Genomic DNA, 15,527 nt, shown 5'->3' on the forward strand with positions numbered 1-15,527 from the left:
ACGCTTGAGCGAATGCCTGTAGGTATAGGTAATGTTAGGGTGACGAAAATTCAATGAAACATTTGGGTCTATCGATATGGAAATCCGTGCGGGTGCGGTGTTGGTGCTGATTGATCAGCAAAAAGGCATTCACCATCCCAGGCTGGGGCGGCGTAATAACCCGCAGGCGGAGGAACGTATGCTGGCGTTGCTGGGGCATTGGCGGCGGCAAGGCTGGCCGGTGATTCATGTGCAGCATTTGTCGCATTCGCCGGAGTCGGTGTTCTGGCCGGAACAGGCGGGGGTGGAGTTTCAGGACGCGTTTGTTCCCCAGGCGGGCGAGCAGTTGATCCAGAAGCGGGTGCCGGATGCGTTTTGTGGCACGGGGCTGGAAGCGAATTTGCGTGAGGCGGGGATTCAGCAAATGGTGCTGGTGGGCGTGGCCACCCATAACTCGGTGGAGGCCACGGCCCGCACTGCCGGTAACCTGGGGTTTGAGACGTGGGTTATAGAAGATGCCTGCTACACCTTCGACAAGGCCGACTTTTTCGGTCAGATGCATTCGGCCGAGACGGTGCACGCCATGTCGTTGGGCAACCTGCACGGTGAGTACGCCACCGTCATTTCCTCTGAAACCCTCCTCCCCGTAGCAGCTGTCGAGCCTTAGCGAGGCTGCGTTGGCCGCACCGCCGTTTCCAGGCCAGGCACTGCACCGCGTCGCGCCCGACGCAGCCTCGCTGAAGCTCGACAGCTGCTACGGCGGGGTTTAAGCCACGGCACCATCCACCAACACCTGCAACGTCTGCTGTGAGCACCGCTCGATGCGTACCCGCACGCCATAGACTTCGGCAAACAGCGCCGCATCCAGCACCTCATCCGCCGCGCCACTGGCATACAGCCGGCCCTGTCGCAGCACCGCGATATGGTCGGCGTAGCGCGCTGCGAGGTTGATGTCGTGCAGCACCACCACTGCAATCAGGTTGTGCTCCCGCACCAGGTCACGTACGCAATCCATGACCTTCAACTGGTAGTTCAAGTCCAGCGCACTGGTGGGTTCATCCAGCAGCATCACCTGCGGGCGGCGCGCAATCAGTTGCGCCAGGCTGACCAGTTGCCGCTGGCCGCCGGATAACGTACTCAACAGCTGGTCCGCCAGATGAGCGATGCCAATCCTTTGCAACGCATCGAACGCCTCGCGCATGCACGCGTCGCTTGAAAGCGGAATGCCATCGAGGTTCGCCACCCGTAACGCGGCGATCACACTTTCCATCACGCTCAGGCTCAACCCTGGCGGAAGGTTCTGCGGCATGTAGGTCACGCGCCGGGCGCGCTCGCCAACCGACATTTTCGTCAGGTCCAGGTCACCCAGTCTTACGACGCCCTGCATCTTTTCCAGGCCGGCTATGGCCCGCAACAACGTCGACTTGCCCGCACCGTTCGGCCCGATCAGCGCGGTCAGGCTGCCATGGGCCAGGGTCGGCAAACTCAGGTCGTGCACGATCTGGCGCCGTCCATAACTGACGTGGGCGTTCTGAATCGACAACCCGCTGCTCATAACTGTCTCCCACGCTTGAACACCAGCAACACGAAAATCGGCACGCCCACCAGTGCGGTGACGATGCCCACCGGCACAATCACGCCGGGCATGATCAGCTTGCTGGCGATGGACGACAGCGACAGCAGCAAAGCGCCGACAAGGGCGCTGGCCGGCAGCAGGAAGCGCTGGTCTTCACCCACCAGGATCCGCGCGATATGCGGACCCACCAGACCGATAAATCCGATGGTTCCCACAAACGCCACGGCGGTGGCCGACAGCAGGCTGATGCGCAACAACGAGAAAAACCGCAGGCGTTTCACGTCGACACCAAAGCTTTGCGCGCGGTCTTCGCCCATGCGCAGCAGGGTCAGGCGCGGGGCGGCGGCGAAGGAAAAGGGCATGACCACGGCGACCACAAACGCGAGGATGCCGAGCTTGTCCCAGTTGGCTCGGGTCACGCTGCCCAAGGTCCAGAACACCAGTTGTTGCAGCACGTCCTCGGTGGCGACCAGTTGCAACAGCGCGACCACCGCGTTGCAACTGAAGACCAGGGCGATGCCGAACAGCACCAGGCTTTCCACCCCGGCACCCCGCAGGCGCGACATGGCTTGCAGCAAAAATACCGAGGCGGCAGCGAACACAAACGCCGAAATGGAAATCGCCGTATTGGCCGACACCCACAGCGTCGTCACTGGAAACACAATCACCAGGGACGCGCCCAATGCCGCGGCCGAAGAAACCCCCAGAGTGAACGGACTGGCCAACGGGTTGTTCAGGATCGCCTGCATCTCGGCACCCGCCAGGGACAGCGCGCAGCCCACCAACACTGCCATCAGCGCGTAGGGCAGGCGCACGTTCCAGATAATCACCTGGTCGGTGGCGCTCAAGTGCGCCGGGTGCAGCAAACCATCGAGCAGGGCGCCAAGGCCCATGCCCGACGGGCCGCTGGCCAGGTCCACGAGGATCGCGCAAACCAGCGCGCCTCCCAGCAGGGCCAGCAGCCAGCAACGGCGCGCGAGCAGGCGGCGATAGCCCTGGCTGGCGGCGGCGAGGTCGAGGGTTTGAGTGGTCATTGGATTCGCAGCCTTGAAAACGACGAAAATCCCTGCAGGTACTCGGTCAGTGTGGGAGCTGGCTTGCCTGCGATGGCGATGGTGAATCCAACACCGCTATCGCAGGCAAGCCAGCTCCCACAGGAACCGTGTCCAGGCAGGGAATGGGTTGTGAGCCTTAGTTACTTGGCCTTGCCATCAATCCAGTAAGCACCCTGCAACGGCATGCCGAGGAACTGCTGGTTTATCGCTTCCATGGTCGCCTTGGGGTCCAGCTTGGCGAACAGTTCCGGATGCACCCACTTGGCCAGCGCTTCAATCGCCAGCAGGTTGTACGGCGAGTTGTAGAAGTCATGCCACAGGCCGTGGGAATTGCCCTCGCGAATCGCCCGAAGGTTCACAAATTCCGGGCGTGCCAGCACGCTGTCAAACGCGGCGCGTGCGTCTTCGTTGCTCACGCCCGCGCCAAGAATCAACCCAGGCTTGTGATTACCGGTGGCCACGTACACATCCGGGTCGGCCTTCAGTGCGTATTCGACACTGATGTCCCCCAGCGCCCCCGGCACCACATCGGCGGCGATGTTGCGCCCGCCCACCAGCTTGATCACTTCACCCATGCCGCTCTTGCCGGTGGTGTGCCCCGGCGCCTGCCAGGCACCGGCCAGCAATTCCAGGAACACACTCGGGCGCGGCCCGGCCGGCAAGGTGGCGACGGCGTCGGTGATCACCTTGATGTGCTGGTCATAAAAGTCGAGGAACGCCTTGGCCTGGGTTTCCCGGCCAAGGGCCTGGCCCAGGGCCGTCATGCTGGTGTGAGTGCCTTGCACCGGGTTGATGCGAAAGTCGACGAACAACACGGCGATTCCCGCCTTGGCCAACACATCCGCCACCGGGCTGTGTTCGGTGGGGCCGTGGCCGGAAATGCTGAACACGGCGAGGTCGGGTTTCAGCGAGAGAATTTCCTCGGCGCTGACACTTTGCTCCGACGCCTGACCAATCAGCGGGATGTCTTTTACCGTCGGAAATTTCGCCACGTAGGCGTTGTAGGTGTGGGCGTCCAGCAGCTTCAAATCATTCTGCCAGCCGACAATTCGTTGGAACGGCGCGTCCTTGTCCAGCAAGGCGAAGGCGGAAATCAAACGGCCTTCGCCGAGCACCACACGTTGCACGTGGTCCGGCACGTTGACCTGGCGGCCCAGCACGTCGGTGACTTCATGGGCGGCGGCCGTTTCGGCGTGCCCCAGGATCAGCACGGCAAACAGCGCGCCCAGCTTGAGGAAGTTGCGGGGTTTCAGCATGGCGAGAACTCCAGGTGAAGGCGGCGCATCAGACATCGCTCCAGCGCCGCAAAAGGTTGTGATAGGCGCCGCTCGGTTGCAGCGTTCGCCTCGGGGGCCGGCTTAAAACTCATAGTCGACGCTGGCCGTGAGCGTGCGCCCGGCGCCCGGGATGCCGTAGAGCTGGAAGCCGTCCAGGGACGAGCCGATCTGGCTGTAGTAGAACTTGTTAAATACGTTGTTGAGGTTGAGGTTGACCGTGGTTTGTTTGGTCACCTTGTATTGCGCAGCCACGTTGTTGAGCCAGTAGCCCGGGGCCTTTTCGTGGTCGCGGGTGTAGATCGCGTAGACGCCGGACGGGCCGTTGGCGTAGCTGCTGTTGTTGTTCAAACCGCCGACGTATTTATTGTCGCTGTAGCGGCGGCGTCCTACGTACTGCGCGCCGTAGCTCAGGCTCAGGTCGTCGGTGACGGCGTAGGTGGTCCACAGGTTGGCGGTCAGGTCGGGAACGTTCTTGGCTTCCTCGCCCTTGTTGGCGCCCTTGGTCTGGGTGCTTTTGAGCGCCGAGAACCCGCTGTACACCGTCCAGCGCGGGTTGATATTGCCTTGCAGGCCAAGCTCCACGCCGTCTACGCGTTTGGCCGGGAGGGCGCGGACCGGTGCGGTTTCGCCGTCCTGGTATTCCCAGGAGTTGTCCAGTTCGGTGCGGAAGATCGCCGCGGTGACGTTCAGCAGGTCGTGGGCAATGTCCCACTTGGTGCCGATTTCGTAGGTTTTCGACTTGGCCGGGGTGTAGTTGCTGGTGCTGGCCGCGCCGTAGATCTGGTTGTTGGTGGACGCGCCCAGGGCCGACGGTTGTGCCGCTTCGCTGTAGGACACGTAGATGCTGCCGTTAGGCAAAGGCTTGTACACCGCGCCGACACGTCCGCTCACGGCACCGTCGGTGCTGTCGACGGACGCCTGGCCACGCTGGGTGGTCTTGGCCTGCCAGTTGTCGTAGCGCAGGGAGCCGAGCACTTGCCACTGTTCATTGAGGGTGATGGTGTCACCGAGGTAGATACCGGCGTTGTCGATCACCGAGCGCGGCTGGCCTTCGCCCTTGGTCACGGTGGTGCTGGCAAAGCTGTGGTTCGGGTCGTTCATGTCGAAGAACAGATCGCCGGCCGGCACCTCGGCGTTGCGTTTCAGGCCGCCGTAGGTCTCGTGATAGAACTCAAGCCCGCTGACCACTGCGTGTTCCAGGCCGCCGGTGTTGAGCTTGAAGGCGAAGTCGGTCTGGTTGTCGAGAATGGTGTAGCGCGTCGACTGGCCGAAGTCGCTGCCCCGCAGAATGCCGTAGGCGGTGTTACCGCTGTTGGCGTATCCCGGGTAGGCATTCACCGTGCTGCCGGGCACTTGGCTGATCGGTCCTACGCCGGTGTAGCCCAAGGTCGCACAGCGCGGGCCGGTGCAGGTTTTCTGGCCATTGGCGTTGGCGGCAAAGAAGCGCGCGGGTGAGAGCACGGCAAAGTTGTCGGTGCGCTCCCACTTGGTCTGGTTTTTCAGGGTCGCTTCGTTCCAGTCGAAATCATGTTCGAAACGGGTGGTCAGCGAGGTGGTTTTGGTCTGCTGGGTGTACAGGTGCGAATCGCCGTACCAGTTCGAACGCTTCACGCCGGGCATGCGGTCACCGTCGGTGCCGCGCTGGATCGGCACGCCGCCGTCCGGGGTGTTGTCGTCCTTCTGGTAAAAGGTGTCGATAAACAGGCGTGTGTCGGTGCCCAGGCCGAAGCCGAGGGAGGTCGCGATGCCCCAGCGGTCGTAGTCCACGTCGTCGCGCTCGGCCACCTGGTTGTAGTGTTTCATCAGGTTGATGCGCAGGGCGGTGGTGTCGTTCAACTGCTTGTTGAAATCGCCGGTGAGGCGGCGGTAGCTGTCGGTGCCGATGCCGGCGGAGAGCTTGTTGGCGTCTCCCAGGTGCGCCTCTTTACTCACCAGGTTGACGCTGCCGCCTACAGCCGACACGCCGGATTCGATCGAGCCGGTGCCCTTGAACACTTCCGCCTGTTGCAGGTTGAAGGTGTCGGTGCGGGTCGATTGGCCGGCATCGCGCACGCCGTCGACGGTCAGGCTCTGCTCCGAAGAAAACCCGCGAATCGAAAACAGGTCACCCCAGCCCAGGTTGCCTTCGCCGGACATGAAGGTGATGCCCGGCACGTTGCGCAACACTTCCTGCAAGGTTTGCGCGTTCTGCTCCTTGAGCACTTGCTGCGGGACAATGGTCACGCTTTGCGGGGCGTCCAGCAGTGGCTGGCTGATTTTTGCCGAGGTCACCCGGTCAACCTTGAAAGCCGAAGTGGCTTCGCCATCGATCTTGATTTCCGGCAGGCTCAGCACCGAATCCTGGGACGCCGCCACCGGCGTATCGGCCCAGGCAGTGGGTGGAAGGCTGCCGGCGGCAAGCAGGCCGAACATCGGCGCAAGGGTAGATTGGCGCGACAGAACGCGAGGGGAAGGCAATGGCATTCAGAGTGACCTAGGCTAAATTACAATTAATCTCATTTAGATTCGTTAGTCTAAAGACCGATACCGGCCGGCATGCCGTGGCTTTGTAATGGGGATGCGCGATTACCGCTTTCCACAACATTCCATTACATTTGCGTGCACGCCTGGCTGACGTTTCGGCTATCTCCTGCCTTTTGAGTTTCGGACGAATTGCCCCATGGCCAAGCAAGACCACTTGTTGATCGTCGATGACGACCCGCAAATCCGCCAGCTGTTGTGCGACTACCTGAGTGATGCCGGCTTCCAGGTGTCCACCGCTGGCGACGGCAAGGAAATGCGCCGCCGCCTGGCGCTGAATGTCATCGACCTGATCGTGCTGGACCTGATGCTGCCCGGCGAAGACGGCCTGAGTCTGTGCCGCGAATTGCGGGTGAGCTCCAACACGCCGGTGATCATGCTCACCGCCAAGGGCACGCTGATCGACCGGATCGTCGGCCTGGAAATCGGCGCCGACGATTACTTGCCCAAGCCGTTCGACCCACGGGAGTTGCTGGTGCGGATCAAGGTGGTGCTGCGCCGGGTGCAGAGTTTTCCGGACCGGGCGCGGCTGGATGAAGCGCCGAGCATCAGCTTCGCCGGCTGGCAACTGGACACCCGGGCGCGGCAATTGCTCTCGCCCGAAGGCGTGGTGGTGAGCCTCGGCAACTCCGATTACCGGGTGTTGCGCCTGCTGTTGCAACACCCCAACCGGCCGCTGAGTCGCGACTTTTTGCTCAACCATGTGTTCGACAAGGACAGCACGCCGTTCGACCGCTCGATTGATGTGTGCGTCAGCCGCCTGCGTTCGCAATTGCCGGCCGGGCTGATCAAGACCGTGCGCAACGAGGGCTACATGCTCACCGCCGACGACGTGGCGCTGCAATCGTGAAACTGCTGCCGCGTTCGCTGTTTGGCCGGCTGGTGCTGATCCTGGTCAGCGGCATGCTCGCGGCCCAGGCGCTCACCAGCAGCATCTGGTACGACATGCGCCACGGCCAGGTGCTGGAAATCCCCAGCCGGCTGATCGCCACACGGCTGGCGGACGTGGTGCGGCTGGTGCACAGCGATCCGGCACAGGCTGATGTACTGATCAAGCTGCTCGATACACCGCGTTTTCGCCTGACGCTCAGTGATCAGGCCAGTGATGTGCCGAGCCGCATCAGCGACAGCGACCAGTCCACAGAGCGCCTGCTGAATAAAGTGCTCTCGGAAAAGACCGGCTATACGCAGAACCTGCATTTGTTGAGCCTCAAGTTGCTGGACGCCGAAGGCCAGCACGCGGGGCTTTCGACCTTGCTCGGCTCCAAACCGGTGGTGGGGCAGTTCCTGATTGACCTGCGATTGCCGGACGGGCGCTGGTTACAGGTGGAGGCCACCGAGGAGCAGGGCTGGACCAGTACCTCGCCGATGGACCTGTTGTTCGACTATGTGATGCGTATTTATTTGCTGCGGGTCGTGGTGCTGGTGATCATCGCCCTGGTGGCTGTTCGTCTAGCCATTCGCCCGCTGAATGCGTTGGCCAAGGCGGCTGAAGCGCTGGGCCGGGATATTCAACGGCCACCGCTGGCCGTCGATGGCCCCACCGAAGTACGCCGCGCCGCCCAGGCGTTCAACGCCATGCAACAACGGCTGATCGCCAATATTGCCGAACGTACGCGGTTCCTTGCGGCGATTTCCCACGACCTGCGCTCGCCCATCACACGCCTGCGCTTACGTACGGAGATGCTCGACGACAACCGCACCAAGGAGCGTTTTCGCAGCGACCTGGAAGAAATGGAGCACATGGTGTCCAGCACCCTGGATTTTGTCAGCAGCGGCGAAATCAACGAGAAACGCCAGAACATCGACATCAACGCCTTGCTGCAAAGCTTGCAGGCGGACCTTCAGGATGTGGGTGAGACGGTGACGATAGAAGGGCGGGCCAAACAGCCGCTGCCGGGGTATGCCCGCAGCCTCAAGCGTTGTGTGCAGAACCTGCTGGAAAATGCGGTGCGTTATGGGTGCGAGGTGGTGGTGAGGGTTGAGGACAAGGCCGACAGCTTGAAGATTGTGATCAGCGACCGTGGGCCAGGGATTCCCCAGGAACAGCTGGAACAGGTGATGGAGCCGTTTTACCGGGTGGAAGGCTCACGCAATGTGGAAACCGGCGGCTACGGGCTGGGGTTGAGCATCGCGCATACGATTGCCAGTGCCCATGACGGGCGGTTGAGCTTGAGCAATCGGGAGGGTGGGGGATTGGAGGTGGTGTTGCAGTTTCAGCGCAAGGCTCAAGGCTGAGTCAGGATTTTGTGGGGCAGGGAGATAATGTGGAGAGGGAGCTTGCTGTGGTGAGGGAGCTTGTTGTGGTAAGGGGGCTTGCTGTGGCGAGGGAGCTTGCTCCCGCTGGAGTGCGCAGCGCTCCCGCTTTTTTTGGGGCCGCTGCGCAGCCCAGCGGGAGCAAGCTCCCTCGCCACAGCAAGCCCCTTTGCCACAACAAGTCCCTCATCACAAAAAGGTGCTTATCGCACAGGCATCAAGCCCCGTGGCACTTCTTGAATTTCTTCTCGCTGCCGCACGGGCAAGGATCATTACGACCCACGTCCTTCAAGGTGTTGCGCACCGGCTCCTGGTGAGCGTGGCCGCAGTTCGGGCCGTGGACATGGCCGTGGTCGTGATCATGGTGATCGTGATCGTGGTTGCAGTCAGGACCATGGACATGGGGTTGCTGAGTCATCGATGTCGCTCCGGAATAAAATCGCCGGGGATTATCTCGCCATTGCGCAGCACCTGCACGTCGTTCCCGATAAATAAACCGGTTTTCAACTCGCCTTCAAGACGATAGGGCACGGGCTCCCGTGGATTTTTCAACATATCGACCACATCGCGGATTTGTGGCCACAGGTTGGTACGCACCGAAACCCGGAAGAAAGCGTGGCTGTGGGGCGGCACGGTCAGCCATTCGTTGGACTCGCCTTCGGTCAGCACCATCGTGCCCAGGCTGACCTTGTACACCAGGCCGCGCACGGTCAAATCGTTGTCGTCGCGGTTATCCACGCGAAAGTACAACTTGAACTTCTGCTCCAGCAATTTGACCCGCACGGGGTCAACCTTCACCAGGCGCACCTCGGGGGTGGGGGCATCATCGGCGAACCAGGACGCGCAGCCGGAAAGCCCTAGCATCAATGCCAGCAGAAGGCTGTAAGTCCTGAATACCCGCGCCTGAGAAACCATGCCGTTACTCCGTATGAAGAGTCAGCATAGCAAGCGTGAGCTTACTGGGTATCAATGAATGTCAGAGGTAGCTGGAACAGCACTTCTTGAATTTCTGCCCGCTTCCGCACAGGCAGGCGTCATTGCGTCCGGTCTTAACCTCCACCGTCGGGTCGATGAAGTACCAGTGTTCATTGTTCTGTACGAACGATGAGCGCTCGCGGTGGCTGTGTTCGCCAGTGCTGTCGTGCCAGCGGGCGGTAAAGGTCACGAATGCATGTTCCGGCTGGCCGCCGAACACCTCGGAGCTTTCCACCGTCAGGCCCAGCCAGGTGCTTTGGGCGCTCCAGGCACCGATGGCAGTCGTGTCCAGCCCGGCTTGTTGCGCAGGCAGGGTGGTTGCCACCAGGTAGTCCACCAGGCCCAGCACATAGGCGCTGTAGCGCGAGCGCATCAAGGCTTCGGCGCAGGGCGCCGGGTGGCCAGCGTGATAGTGGCCGCAGCAGGCATCCAGCAGGTTGCCGCTGCCGCAAGGGCAAATGGATGTACTCATCGGGTTACCACCAATACTTTCCGAAGTTTTGCGGATTGGCCCAGAAGCGGGCGTTCAGCCAATCCGGCACCTGTTTATAGTCAAGCAGATCATAGGTAAACAGCGTCAAAACCTGATCGTCGCGCTGGAAACGCTCGCTGGCTTGCAGGGCCAGGGAGAAGAAGTCGGTGTCTTTCCAGTGGCAGGCGGCCAGGTCCACCAGCACTGCAATGCGGCTGGCATTGAGGTTGCGGATGCCGCCGAGCAGGGTCAGGCCCGCAGGTTTTGACAGGTGTTCCAGGCAGTCGACCACCAGCGCCAGGTCGAAACGCTGGGCCGCGAGGTCGGCGGGCAAGGCGCCGGGCTCGGCAAAGGACACCACGGTATCCGGGTGTGCCTCCTTGAACGCATCCAGCGCCGGGAACTGGCTGGCACCCAATAAAAGCAGGCGTTTGGGCGCGTGTAGATCAAGCAGCGCGGCGAGCGCTTGCTGGGGTGTACGGGCAGAAATACCGGCGGTCATCGAAGATCCTCACATCAGGACCGTAGAGACTAGCCTGCCTGAGCGTGCGGGCCTAGAGCGGGCGGCGAGAATAAACAGCCCGGCCCAATGAATACAGGGGTGTGACACGCTGGCGCAGATGAAAAGAGCCGTCTTTACTCCACTCGTCGGCCCCCGCCGATCCCCTCAGGAGAAAGTCAGATGAGCATCATGCGGACAGCTCTACCCTTGGTTCTGCTAACCGGAGTATTGACAGGTTGCGCAGGCTTGCAAAAAACCGACTGGCCCACGTGTGCCGCAGTAGGCGGTGTGACGGGTGCTGCCATTGGCGCCACCGAAAGCTCAGCCTATGCGGGCTATGGCGCGTTGCTGATCGGCGGCATGGCTGGCGCCTATTGCTGGGTGCATGGCGATGGTGACGAAGACGGCGACGGTGTGCCGGACAGTCGCGACAAGTGCCCAGGCACGCCAAAAGGGGTGCAGGTCGATGCCAATGGCTGCCCACCCGTGCCGGTAGCGGTGGTTCAAGAAGAAGTCGTGGTGGTCAAGGAAGAAACCATCGTGATTCGTGACGTGCACTTCGAGTTCGACTCGGCCAAGCTGACCGCCGCTGACAAAACCAAGCTCGACACCATCGCGACCCGTCTGAAAAAAGAGGCCCCCAGCGCGCAACTGCGGGTCAGCGGGCACACAGACAGCGTCGGTAAAGACGCCTACAACCAAAAACTCTCTGAACGACGCGCTCATTCGGTGACCGACTACCTGGTCAGTTCCGGCATCCCGCGCAGCAGTTTTGTCTCGGTGACCGGCGCCGGTGAAAGCCATCCGGTGGCGGATAACAAAACCGCTGACGGCCGCGCGCTAAACCGCCGCGTGGAAATCCAGATCAACCGCTGACACACCCTCAAGCCCCCTGTGGGATCCCACAGGGGGCCCTTCATCAATTTTTTTAACCTTCACTGGCACAACGCCTGTAGAAGTCGTTACTGTGCGCCCAAAGAATAATGTGCAAGGGGAGCGTGCGGGATGAAGGTGTTTTGGGGGCTGGGGAAGTTTTTGACGTTGCTGTTCTGGGTCGTGGTGGTGGTCAATCTGTTTTCGCCGCTGATCAACCCGTTCCACCTGTTGGTCAGTCTGGCCGGCAGCCTGTTGTTGTTGACCCATCTTCTTGAATTGCTGTTGTTCAACGGCAGTGTGAAAAACCGTGCCCATCCCTGGCGTGACCGCTTGCAGATCCTGCTGGTGGGTATGTTCCATGTGCAGAGCTTTTCGACGCCGACACCGGCTAATGATGTAAACAAGGAGGCCAATCATGCGTAAGGTTTTTCTGTTGGCCCTGTTGGTCAGCCCCATTGCCCTGGCCCAGAGCGTCAGCGTCGAGACCAACTCGTTGATGCGCCTGCCCAACAGCAGCGGCGTTTTGCAGCTGGAGCGGCTGGATGTGGCGGATTACGGCACCTTGCTGATTCCTGCCAATATCACCCAGGTAACGGTGGATGAGCTGCACCTTGGCCGCGAAGCGCGGATCGCCATTGTGCCCGGCAGCACCGCACTGCAATTGCAGGTGCGCCAGGCGCAGCTGGAGCATGGCAGCCAGATCACCTCCCGGGGTGCGCCAGGTACCCATGAACGTCCGGCCAAGGCTGGGCGCGATTTGATCTTGCGCATTAACTCGCTGACGGCGGATGAGTTGTCGGTGGATGCCCGTGGCGGTGCCGGTGCCCAAGGGTATGCCGGGCTGGACGGTGCCAACGGCGAAGACCCGGGTTGCACCTGGGGCTCGGCCGGGCGCGGCGCCAATGGCGACAACGGTGGCGACGGGCTGCCGGGCGCGGCGGGTGCGCAGGTTCGGGTCGAGTTGCCGCAGGACTTCCCGGGGGAAAAGATCAAGGTTTGGGTGGACGGCGGTGCCGGTGGCTTGGCGGGCACGGCGGGCAAGCCGGGTAAGGGCGGGCAGTCCAAGGGTTGCCTGGTGTACCGCGCCGATGGCGGCGAGAAGGGCCGGGCCGGGTTGGAAGGCCAGCCGGGGCCAGCGGGGCCTGCGGGTGCTGTGACCGTCCAGAGATTGTAAGTCGCCAGTACCGGCCTCATCGCGGGCAAGCCCGGCTCCCACAGGGAAATGCTTTCCAAATGTGGGAGCCGGGCTTGCCCGCGATGAGGCCCGAAAGGACGCCTCAGAACATCGGCCGAGCCGAAGCAATCGCCACCAGCACCAACCCCACAATCAAGTTAATCCCCACCAGCTTACGAATCTGCCCCAACGCCGCCGCCCCGGCCGGCCAATCCTCAGCCGCCACCGCCGTGCGCAACTCCGGCAGCTTCAACGCCTGGATCCGGATAAACAGCGCCGTCATCACCACATACAAACCCATCATGATCTGCACATAACGCGGCGCAGTCTCGAACCCGTTGAAGCGCAGTTGCAGCAGGCCGACACCGCTGATCGGCAAGACCAGCACCGCGACCCAGACCCACACAAAAAAACGTTGAAACACATTTACCCAGAGTTTCAGCCGGGCAGGTCCGTCCAGCGCGGCCATGGCGGCGGGGCGCAGGATCATCCAGGCGAAAAACATACCGCCGACCCAGATCAGGGCGGCCAGTACATGCAGGGTATAAGCAAGGCTAAACACGGTCATTGAGGTACTCCGTTCTGCGCGGGATTAATTAGCGGGGTATGATAGCGGCCGATCCGAACCACTGAAAATTTATCCAGCGTTTTTTGCGCCCGACTATCCATGATCAGCACTGAACTCAAAACCACGATCCAGGGCGCCTACTCGCGTTTTCTCGAAGCCAAGAGCTTGAAACCGCGGTACGGCCAGCGCCTGATGATCGCCGAAGTAGCCAAGGTCCTCGGGGATATCGACACCGACGACGAAGGCCGGCGCAGTGGCGACCCTGCGGTGGTGGCCGTCGAGGCCGGCACCGGTACCGGGAAAACCGTGGCTTACAGCCTGGCGGCGATCCCTACCGCCAAGGCGGCCGGCAAACGCCTGGTGATTGCCACCGCCACCGTCGCCCTGCAAGAGCAGATTGTCTACAAAGACCTGCCCGACCTGATGCGCAACAGCGGCCTGAATTTCACCTTCGCCCTGGCCAAGGGCCGTGGGCGCTACATGTGCCTGTCCAAGCTCGACGTCTTGTTGCAGGAAGGCCACGCGCAAACCGCTACGGCCTCGCTGTTCGAAGAAGAAGGCTTCAAGATCGAAGTCGATGAGGTCAGTCAGAAGCTGTTTACCAGCATGATCGAGAAACTGGCGGGCAATAAATGGGACGGCGACCGCGACAGTTGGCCCAACGCCCTGGAAGACGCCGACTGGGCGCGCCTGACCACCGATCACAGCCAGTGCACCAACCGTCATTGCCCCAACTTCGGCCAGTGCGCCTTCTACAAGGCCCGCGAAGGCATGGGCAAGGTCGACGTTATTGTCACCAACCATGACATGGTCCTCGCCGATCTGGCCCTCGGCGGCGGCGCCGTATTGCCCGACCCGCGCGACACACTCTACGTGTTCGACGAAGGCCATCACCTGCCCGACAAGGCCATCGGCCACTTTGCCCACTACACGCGTCTGCGCTCTACCGCCGACTGGCTGGAAACCACTGCCAAGAACCTCACCAAGTTGCTCGCCCAGCATCCGTTGCCGGGCGACCTGGGCAAGTTGATCGAGCAGGTGCCGGAGCTGGCGCGGGAAATCAAGACCCAGCAGCAATTCATGTTCAGCGCCTGCGAACAGGTGGCAGACTTCAAACCCGGCGAAGACGTGGAAGGCCGCGAGCGGCCGCGTCATCGTTTCGTCGGCGGGCTGATTCCCGAGCACATGCGCGAGATGGGTGTCGAGCTGAAGAAGGGCTTTTCGCGCCTGACCGACCTGTTCACCCGCCTCACCGACCTGCTCAAGGAAGGCATGGACGGCGAGGTCAACATCGGCATCGCCAGCAACCAGGCCGAAGAGTGGTACCCGCTGTTTGGCAGCCTGCTGTCCCGCTCCCAGGGCAACTGGGAGTTGTGGACCGCCTTTACCGTCGAAGACCCGGAAGACAACCCGCCCATGGCCCGTTGGCTGACCTTGTCGGAAAGCGGTGCGCTGTTCGATATCGAGGTCAACGCCAGCCCGATCCTGGCGGCGGAAATGCTCCGGCGTAACCTGTGGAACGTGGCCTACGGCGCCCTGGTCACCTCGGCTACGCTGACGGCCCTCGGCACCTTCGACCGCTTCCGCATGCGCGCCGGGTTGCCGAAAAAGGCCGTCACCGCCGTGGTGCCGAGCCCGTTCCATCATGCCGACGCCGGTGTGCTGCGGGTGCCGGACCTCAAGGCCGACCCACGGGATGCGCCGGCCCACACGGCGGCGATCATCCGCGACCTGCCGTCGCTGGTGGAAGGCTCCCGGGGCACTCTGGTGCTGTTCTCGTCCCGCAAACAGATGCAGGACGTGTTCGACGGCCTCGACCGTGACTGGCGCAAGCAGGTGTTTATCCAGGGCAACCTGTCGAAACAGGAAACCCTGAACAAGCACAAGGCGCGGGTGGATGGCGGCGATTCCAGCGTGCTGTTCGGCCTGGCGAGTTTTGCCGAGGGTGTGGATTTGCCGGGCGCCTACTGTGAACACGTGGTGATCGCCAAGATCCCGTTCTCGGTGCCGGATGATCCGGTGGAGGCCGCGCTGGCCGAGTGGATCGAGGCCCGGGGCGGCAATCCGTTCATGGAAATCTCGGTGCCGGACGCTTCCCTGAAGCTGGTCCAGGCCTGCGGACGCCTGCTGCGTACCGAAGAAGATCGCGGCACCATCACCTTGCTTGACCGGCGCCTGGTCACCCAGCGCTACGGCAAAGCTATCCTGAATGCTTTGCCGCCGTTTCGGCGGGAAATTTCTTAAGACTCGGTGGGCGAAATCGCCCACTTCGTGGTCTATCTCACCATTGCTTCACG

Annotated in this window: 17 protein-coding genes; 7 read left to right on the plus strand and 10 right to left on the minus strand. The window is 61.9% G+C overall.

The genetic code is table 11. The features are described 5' to 3' along the window. Positions 1-76: 76 nt before the first annotated feature. Complete coding sequence (locus V3W39_RS23205; protein WP_330213392.1) at positions 77-646, plus strand: cysteine hydrolase family protein; 570 nt, start codon at positions 77-79, stop codon at positions 644-646. A 99-nt stretch (positions 647-745) separates the two neighbouring features. On the opposite strand, the gene V3W39_RS23210 is transcribed toward V3W39_RS23205, so the two are convergent. From V3W39_RS23210 to V3W39_RS23225, 5 genes are all read right to left on the minus strand, one after another. Continuing rightward, entirely contained in the window at positions 746-1,534 is a 789-nt protein-coding gene (locus V3W39_RS23210) for an ABC transporter ATP-binding protein (RefSeq protein WP_330213393.1), read from the minus strand. Next, positions 1,531-2,589, minus strand: a complete 1,059-nt coding sequence (locus V3W39_RS23215; protein ID WP_177042069.1) for a FecCD family ABC transporter permease — start codon at positions 2,587-2,589, stop codon at positions 1,531-1,533. The genes V3W39_RS23210 and V3W39_RS23215 overlap by 4 nt, the downstream gene beginning before the upstream one ends. 161 nt (positions 2,590-2,750) lie before the next feature. Beyond that, the gene (locus V3W39_RS23220; RefSeq protein ID WP_177042070.1) at positions 2,751-3,866 is read right to left on the minus strand and encodes an ABC transporter substrate-binding protein; all 1,116 of its coding nucleotides are present in this window, start codon (positions 3,864-3,866) and stop codon (positions 2,751-2,753) included. 28 nt (positions 3,867-3,894) lie between these two features. After that, on the minus strand, positions 3,895-3,948 hold the full coding sequence (locus tag V3W39_RS33850) for a hypothetical protein (protein ID WP_177042103.1): 54 nt from the start codon (positions 3,946-3,948) through the stop codon (positions 3,895-3,897). Positions 3,949-3,968: 20 nt separating this feature from the next. Beyond that, positions 3,969-6,350, minus strand: coding sequence for a TonB-dependent receptor (locus tag V3W39_RS23225; protein WP_330213394.1), 2,382 nt, complete (start codon positions 6,348-6,350; stop codon positions 3,969-3,971). A 196-nt stretch (positions 6,351-6,546) separates the two neighbouring features. Between V3W39_RS23225 and V3W39_RS23230 the strand changes: the two genes are divergently transcribed. After that, positions 6,547-7,257: a response regulator gene (locus V3W39_RS23230; protein ID WP_003213692.1), complete on the plus strand. Its 711-nt coding sequence runs from the start codon at positions 6,547-6,549 to the stop codon at positions 7,255-7,257. Next, positions 7,254-8,645 (plus strand): ATP-binding protein, encoded by a 1,392-nt coding sequence (locus V3W39_RS23235; RefSeq protein ID WP_177042073.1) that lies wholly within the window; start codon positions 7,254-7,256, stop codon positions 8,643-8,645. Before V3W39_RS23230 ends, V3W39_RS23235 begins: the two co-directional genes overlap by 4 nt. Before the next feature lie 235 nt (positions 8,646-8,880). Here V3W39_RS23235 and V3W39_RS23240 read toward each other — a convergent pair whose 3' ends face one another. The 4 genes from V3W39_RS23240 to V3W39_RS23255 form a co-directional block, all read right to left on the minus strand. Then, on the minus strand, positions 8,881-9,081 hold the full coding sequence (locus tag V3W39_RS23240) for an SEC-C metal-binding domain-containing protein (RefSeq protein ID WP_003213695.1): 201 nt from the start codon (positions 9,079-9,081) through the stop codon (positions 8,881-8,883). Further along, entirely contained in the window at positions 9,078-9,578 is a 501-nt protein-coding gene (locus tag V3W39_RS23245) for an LEA type 2 family protein (RefSeq protein ID WP_177079662.1), read from the minus strand. Before V3W39_RS23245 ends, V3W39_RS23240 begins: the two co-directional genes overlap by 4 nt. 61 nt (positions 9,579-9,639) lie before the next feature. Next, on the minus strand, positions 9,640-10,110 hold the full coding sequence (locus V3W39_RS23250; RefSeq protein ID WP_330213395.1) for a YchJ family protein: 471 nt from the start codon (positions 10,108-10,110) through the stop codon (positions 9,640-9,642). 4 nt (positions 10,111-10,114) lie between these two features. After that, complete coding sequence (locus V3W39_RS23255) at positions 10,115-10,612, minus strand: DUF6231 family protein (protein WP_177047281.1); 498 nt, start codon at positions 10,610-10,612, stop codon at positions 10,115-10,117. Positions 10,613-10,792: 180 nt separating this feature from the next. Between V3W39_RS23255 and V3W39_RS23260 the strand changes: the two genes are divergently transcribed. The 3 genes from V3W39_RS23260 to V3W39_RS23270 all read left to right on the plus strand — a co-directional run bounded on the left by V3W39_RS23260 (position 10,793) and on the right by V3W39_RS23270 (position 12,662). Continuing rightward, positions 10,793-11,488: an OmpA family protein gene (locus V3W39_RS23260; RefSeq protein ID WP_010176713.1), complete on the plus strand. Its 696-nt coding sequence runs from the start codon at positions 10,793-10,795 to the stop codon at positions 11,486-11,488. A 129-nt stretch (positions 11,489-11,617) separates the two neighbouring features. Further along, positions 11,618-11,911 (plus strand): DUF1145 domain-containing protein, encoded by a 294-nt coding sequence (locus V3W39_RS23265; protein ID WP_177047283.1) that lies wholly within the window; start codon positions 11,618-11,620, stop codon positions 11,909-11,911. Continuing rightward, a complete protein-coding gene (locus tag V3W39_RS23270) occupies positions 11,904-12,662 on the plus strand; it encodes a collagen-like protein (protein WP_177047285.1) in 759 nt (252 codons plus the stop codon). Before V3W39_RS23265 ends, V3W39_RS23270 begins: the two co-directional genes overlap by 8 nt. Positions 12,663-12,765: 103 nt before the next feature. Here V3W39_RS23270 and V3W39_RS23275 read toward each other — a convergent pair whose 3' ends face one another. Next, positions 12,766-13,230, minus strand: a complete 465-nt coding sequence (locus tag V3W39_RS23275; protein ID WP_177047287.1) for a CopD family protein — start codon at positions 13,228-13,230, stop codon at positions 12,766-12,768. A gap of 99 nt (positions 13,231-13,329) precedes the next feature. Here V3W39_RS23275 and dinG point away from each other — a divergent pair, with 99 nt between their 5' ends. Next, positions 13,330-15,474, plus strand: a complete 2,145-nt coding sequence (gene dinG, locus V3W39_RS23280; RefSeq protein WP_008432096.1) for an ATP-dependent DNA helicase DinG — start codon at positions 13,330-13,332, stop codon at positions 15,472-15,474. The last annotated feature ends 53 nt before the right edge of the window (positions 15,475-15,527 follow it).

The sequence above is a fragment of the Pseudomonas sp. Z18(2022) genome (assembly GCF_036346535.1).
Taxonomy (GTDB): Bacteria; Pseudomonadota; Gammaproteobacteria; order Pseudomonadales; family Pseudomonadaceae; genus Aquipseudomonas; species Aquipseudomonas yamanorum_A.

Excerpts from the sequence above, each read along its gene's own strand:
- V3W39_RS23275 (WP_177047287.1), bottom strand. The coding sequence starts at position 13,230 with ATGACCGTGTTTAGCCTTGCTTATACCCTGCATGTACTGGCCGCCCTG.
- V3W39_RS23265 (WP_177047283.1), top strand. The coding sequence starts at position 11,618 with ATGAAGGTGTTTTGGGGGCTGGGGAAGTTTTTGACGTTGCTGTTCTGG.
- V3W39_RS23255 (WP_177047281.1), bottom strand. The coding sequence starts at position 10,612 with ATGACCGCCGGTATTTCTGCCCGTACACCCCAGCAAGCGCTCGCCGCG.
- V3W39_RS23210 (WP_330213393.1), bottom strand. The coding sequence starts at position 1,534 with ATGAGCAGCGGGTTGTCGATTCAGAACGCCCACGTCAGTTATGGACGG.
- V3W39_RS23270 (WP_177047285.1), top strand. The coding sequence starts at position 11,904 with ATGCGTAAGGTTTTTCTGTTGGCCCTGTTGGTCAGCCCCATTGCCCTG.
- V3W39_RS23215 (WP_177042069.1), bottom strand. The coding sequence starts at position 2,589 with ATGACCACTCAAACCCTCGACCTCGCCGCCGCCAGCCAGGGCTATCGC.
- V3W39_RS23225 (WP_330213394.1), bottom strand. The coding sequence starts at position 6,350 with ATGCCATTGCCTTCCCCTCGCGTTCTGTCGCGCCAATCTACCCTTGCG.
- V3W39_RS23260 (WP_010176713.1), top strand. The coding sequence starts at position 10,793 with ATGAGCATCATGCGGACAGCTCTACCCTTGGTTCTGCTAACCGGAGTA.
- dinG (WP_008432096.1), top strand. The coding sequence starts at position 13,330 with ATGATCAGCACTGAACTCAAAACCACGATCCAGGGCGCCTACTCGCGT.
- V3W39_RS23245 (WP_177079662.1), bottom strand. The coding sequence starts at position 9,578 with ATGGTTTCTCAGGCGCGGGTATTCAGGACTTACAGCCTTCTGCTGGCA.
- V3W39_RS23250 (WP_330213395.1), bottom strand. The coding sequence starts at position 10,110 with ATGAGTACATCCATTTGCCCTTGCGGCAGCGGCAACCTGCTGGATGCC.
- V3W39_RS23230 (WP_003213692.1), top strand. The coding sequence starts at position 6,547 with ATGGCCAAGCAAGACCACTTGTTGATCGTCGATGACGACCCGCAAATC.
- V3W39_RS23220 (WP_177042070.1), bottom strand. The coding sequence starts at position 3,866 with ATGCTGAAACCCCGCAACTTCCTCAAGCTGGGCGCGCTGTTTGCCGTG.
- V3W39_RS23240 (WP_003213695.1), bottom strand. The coding sequence starts at position 9,081 with ATGACTCAGCAACCCCATGTCCATGGTCCTGACTGCAACCACGATCAC.
- V3W39_RS23205 (WP_330213392.1), top strand. The coding sequence starts at position 77 with ATGGAAATCCGTGCGGGTGCGGTGTTGGTGCTGATTGATCAGCAAAAA.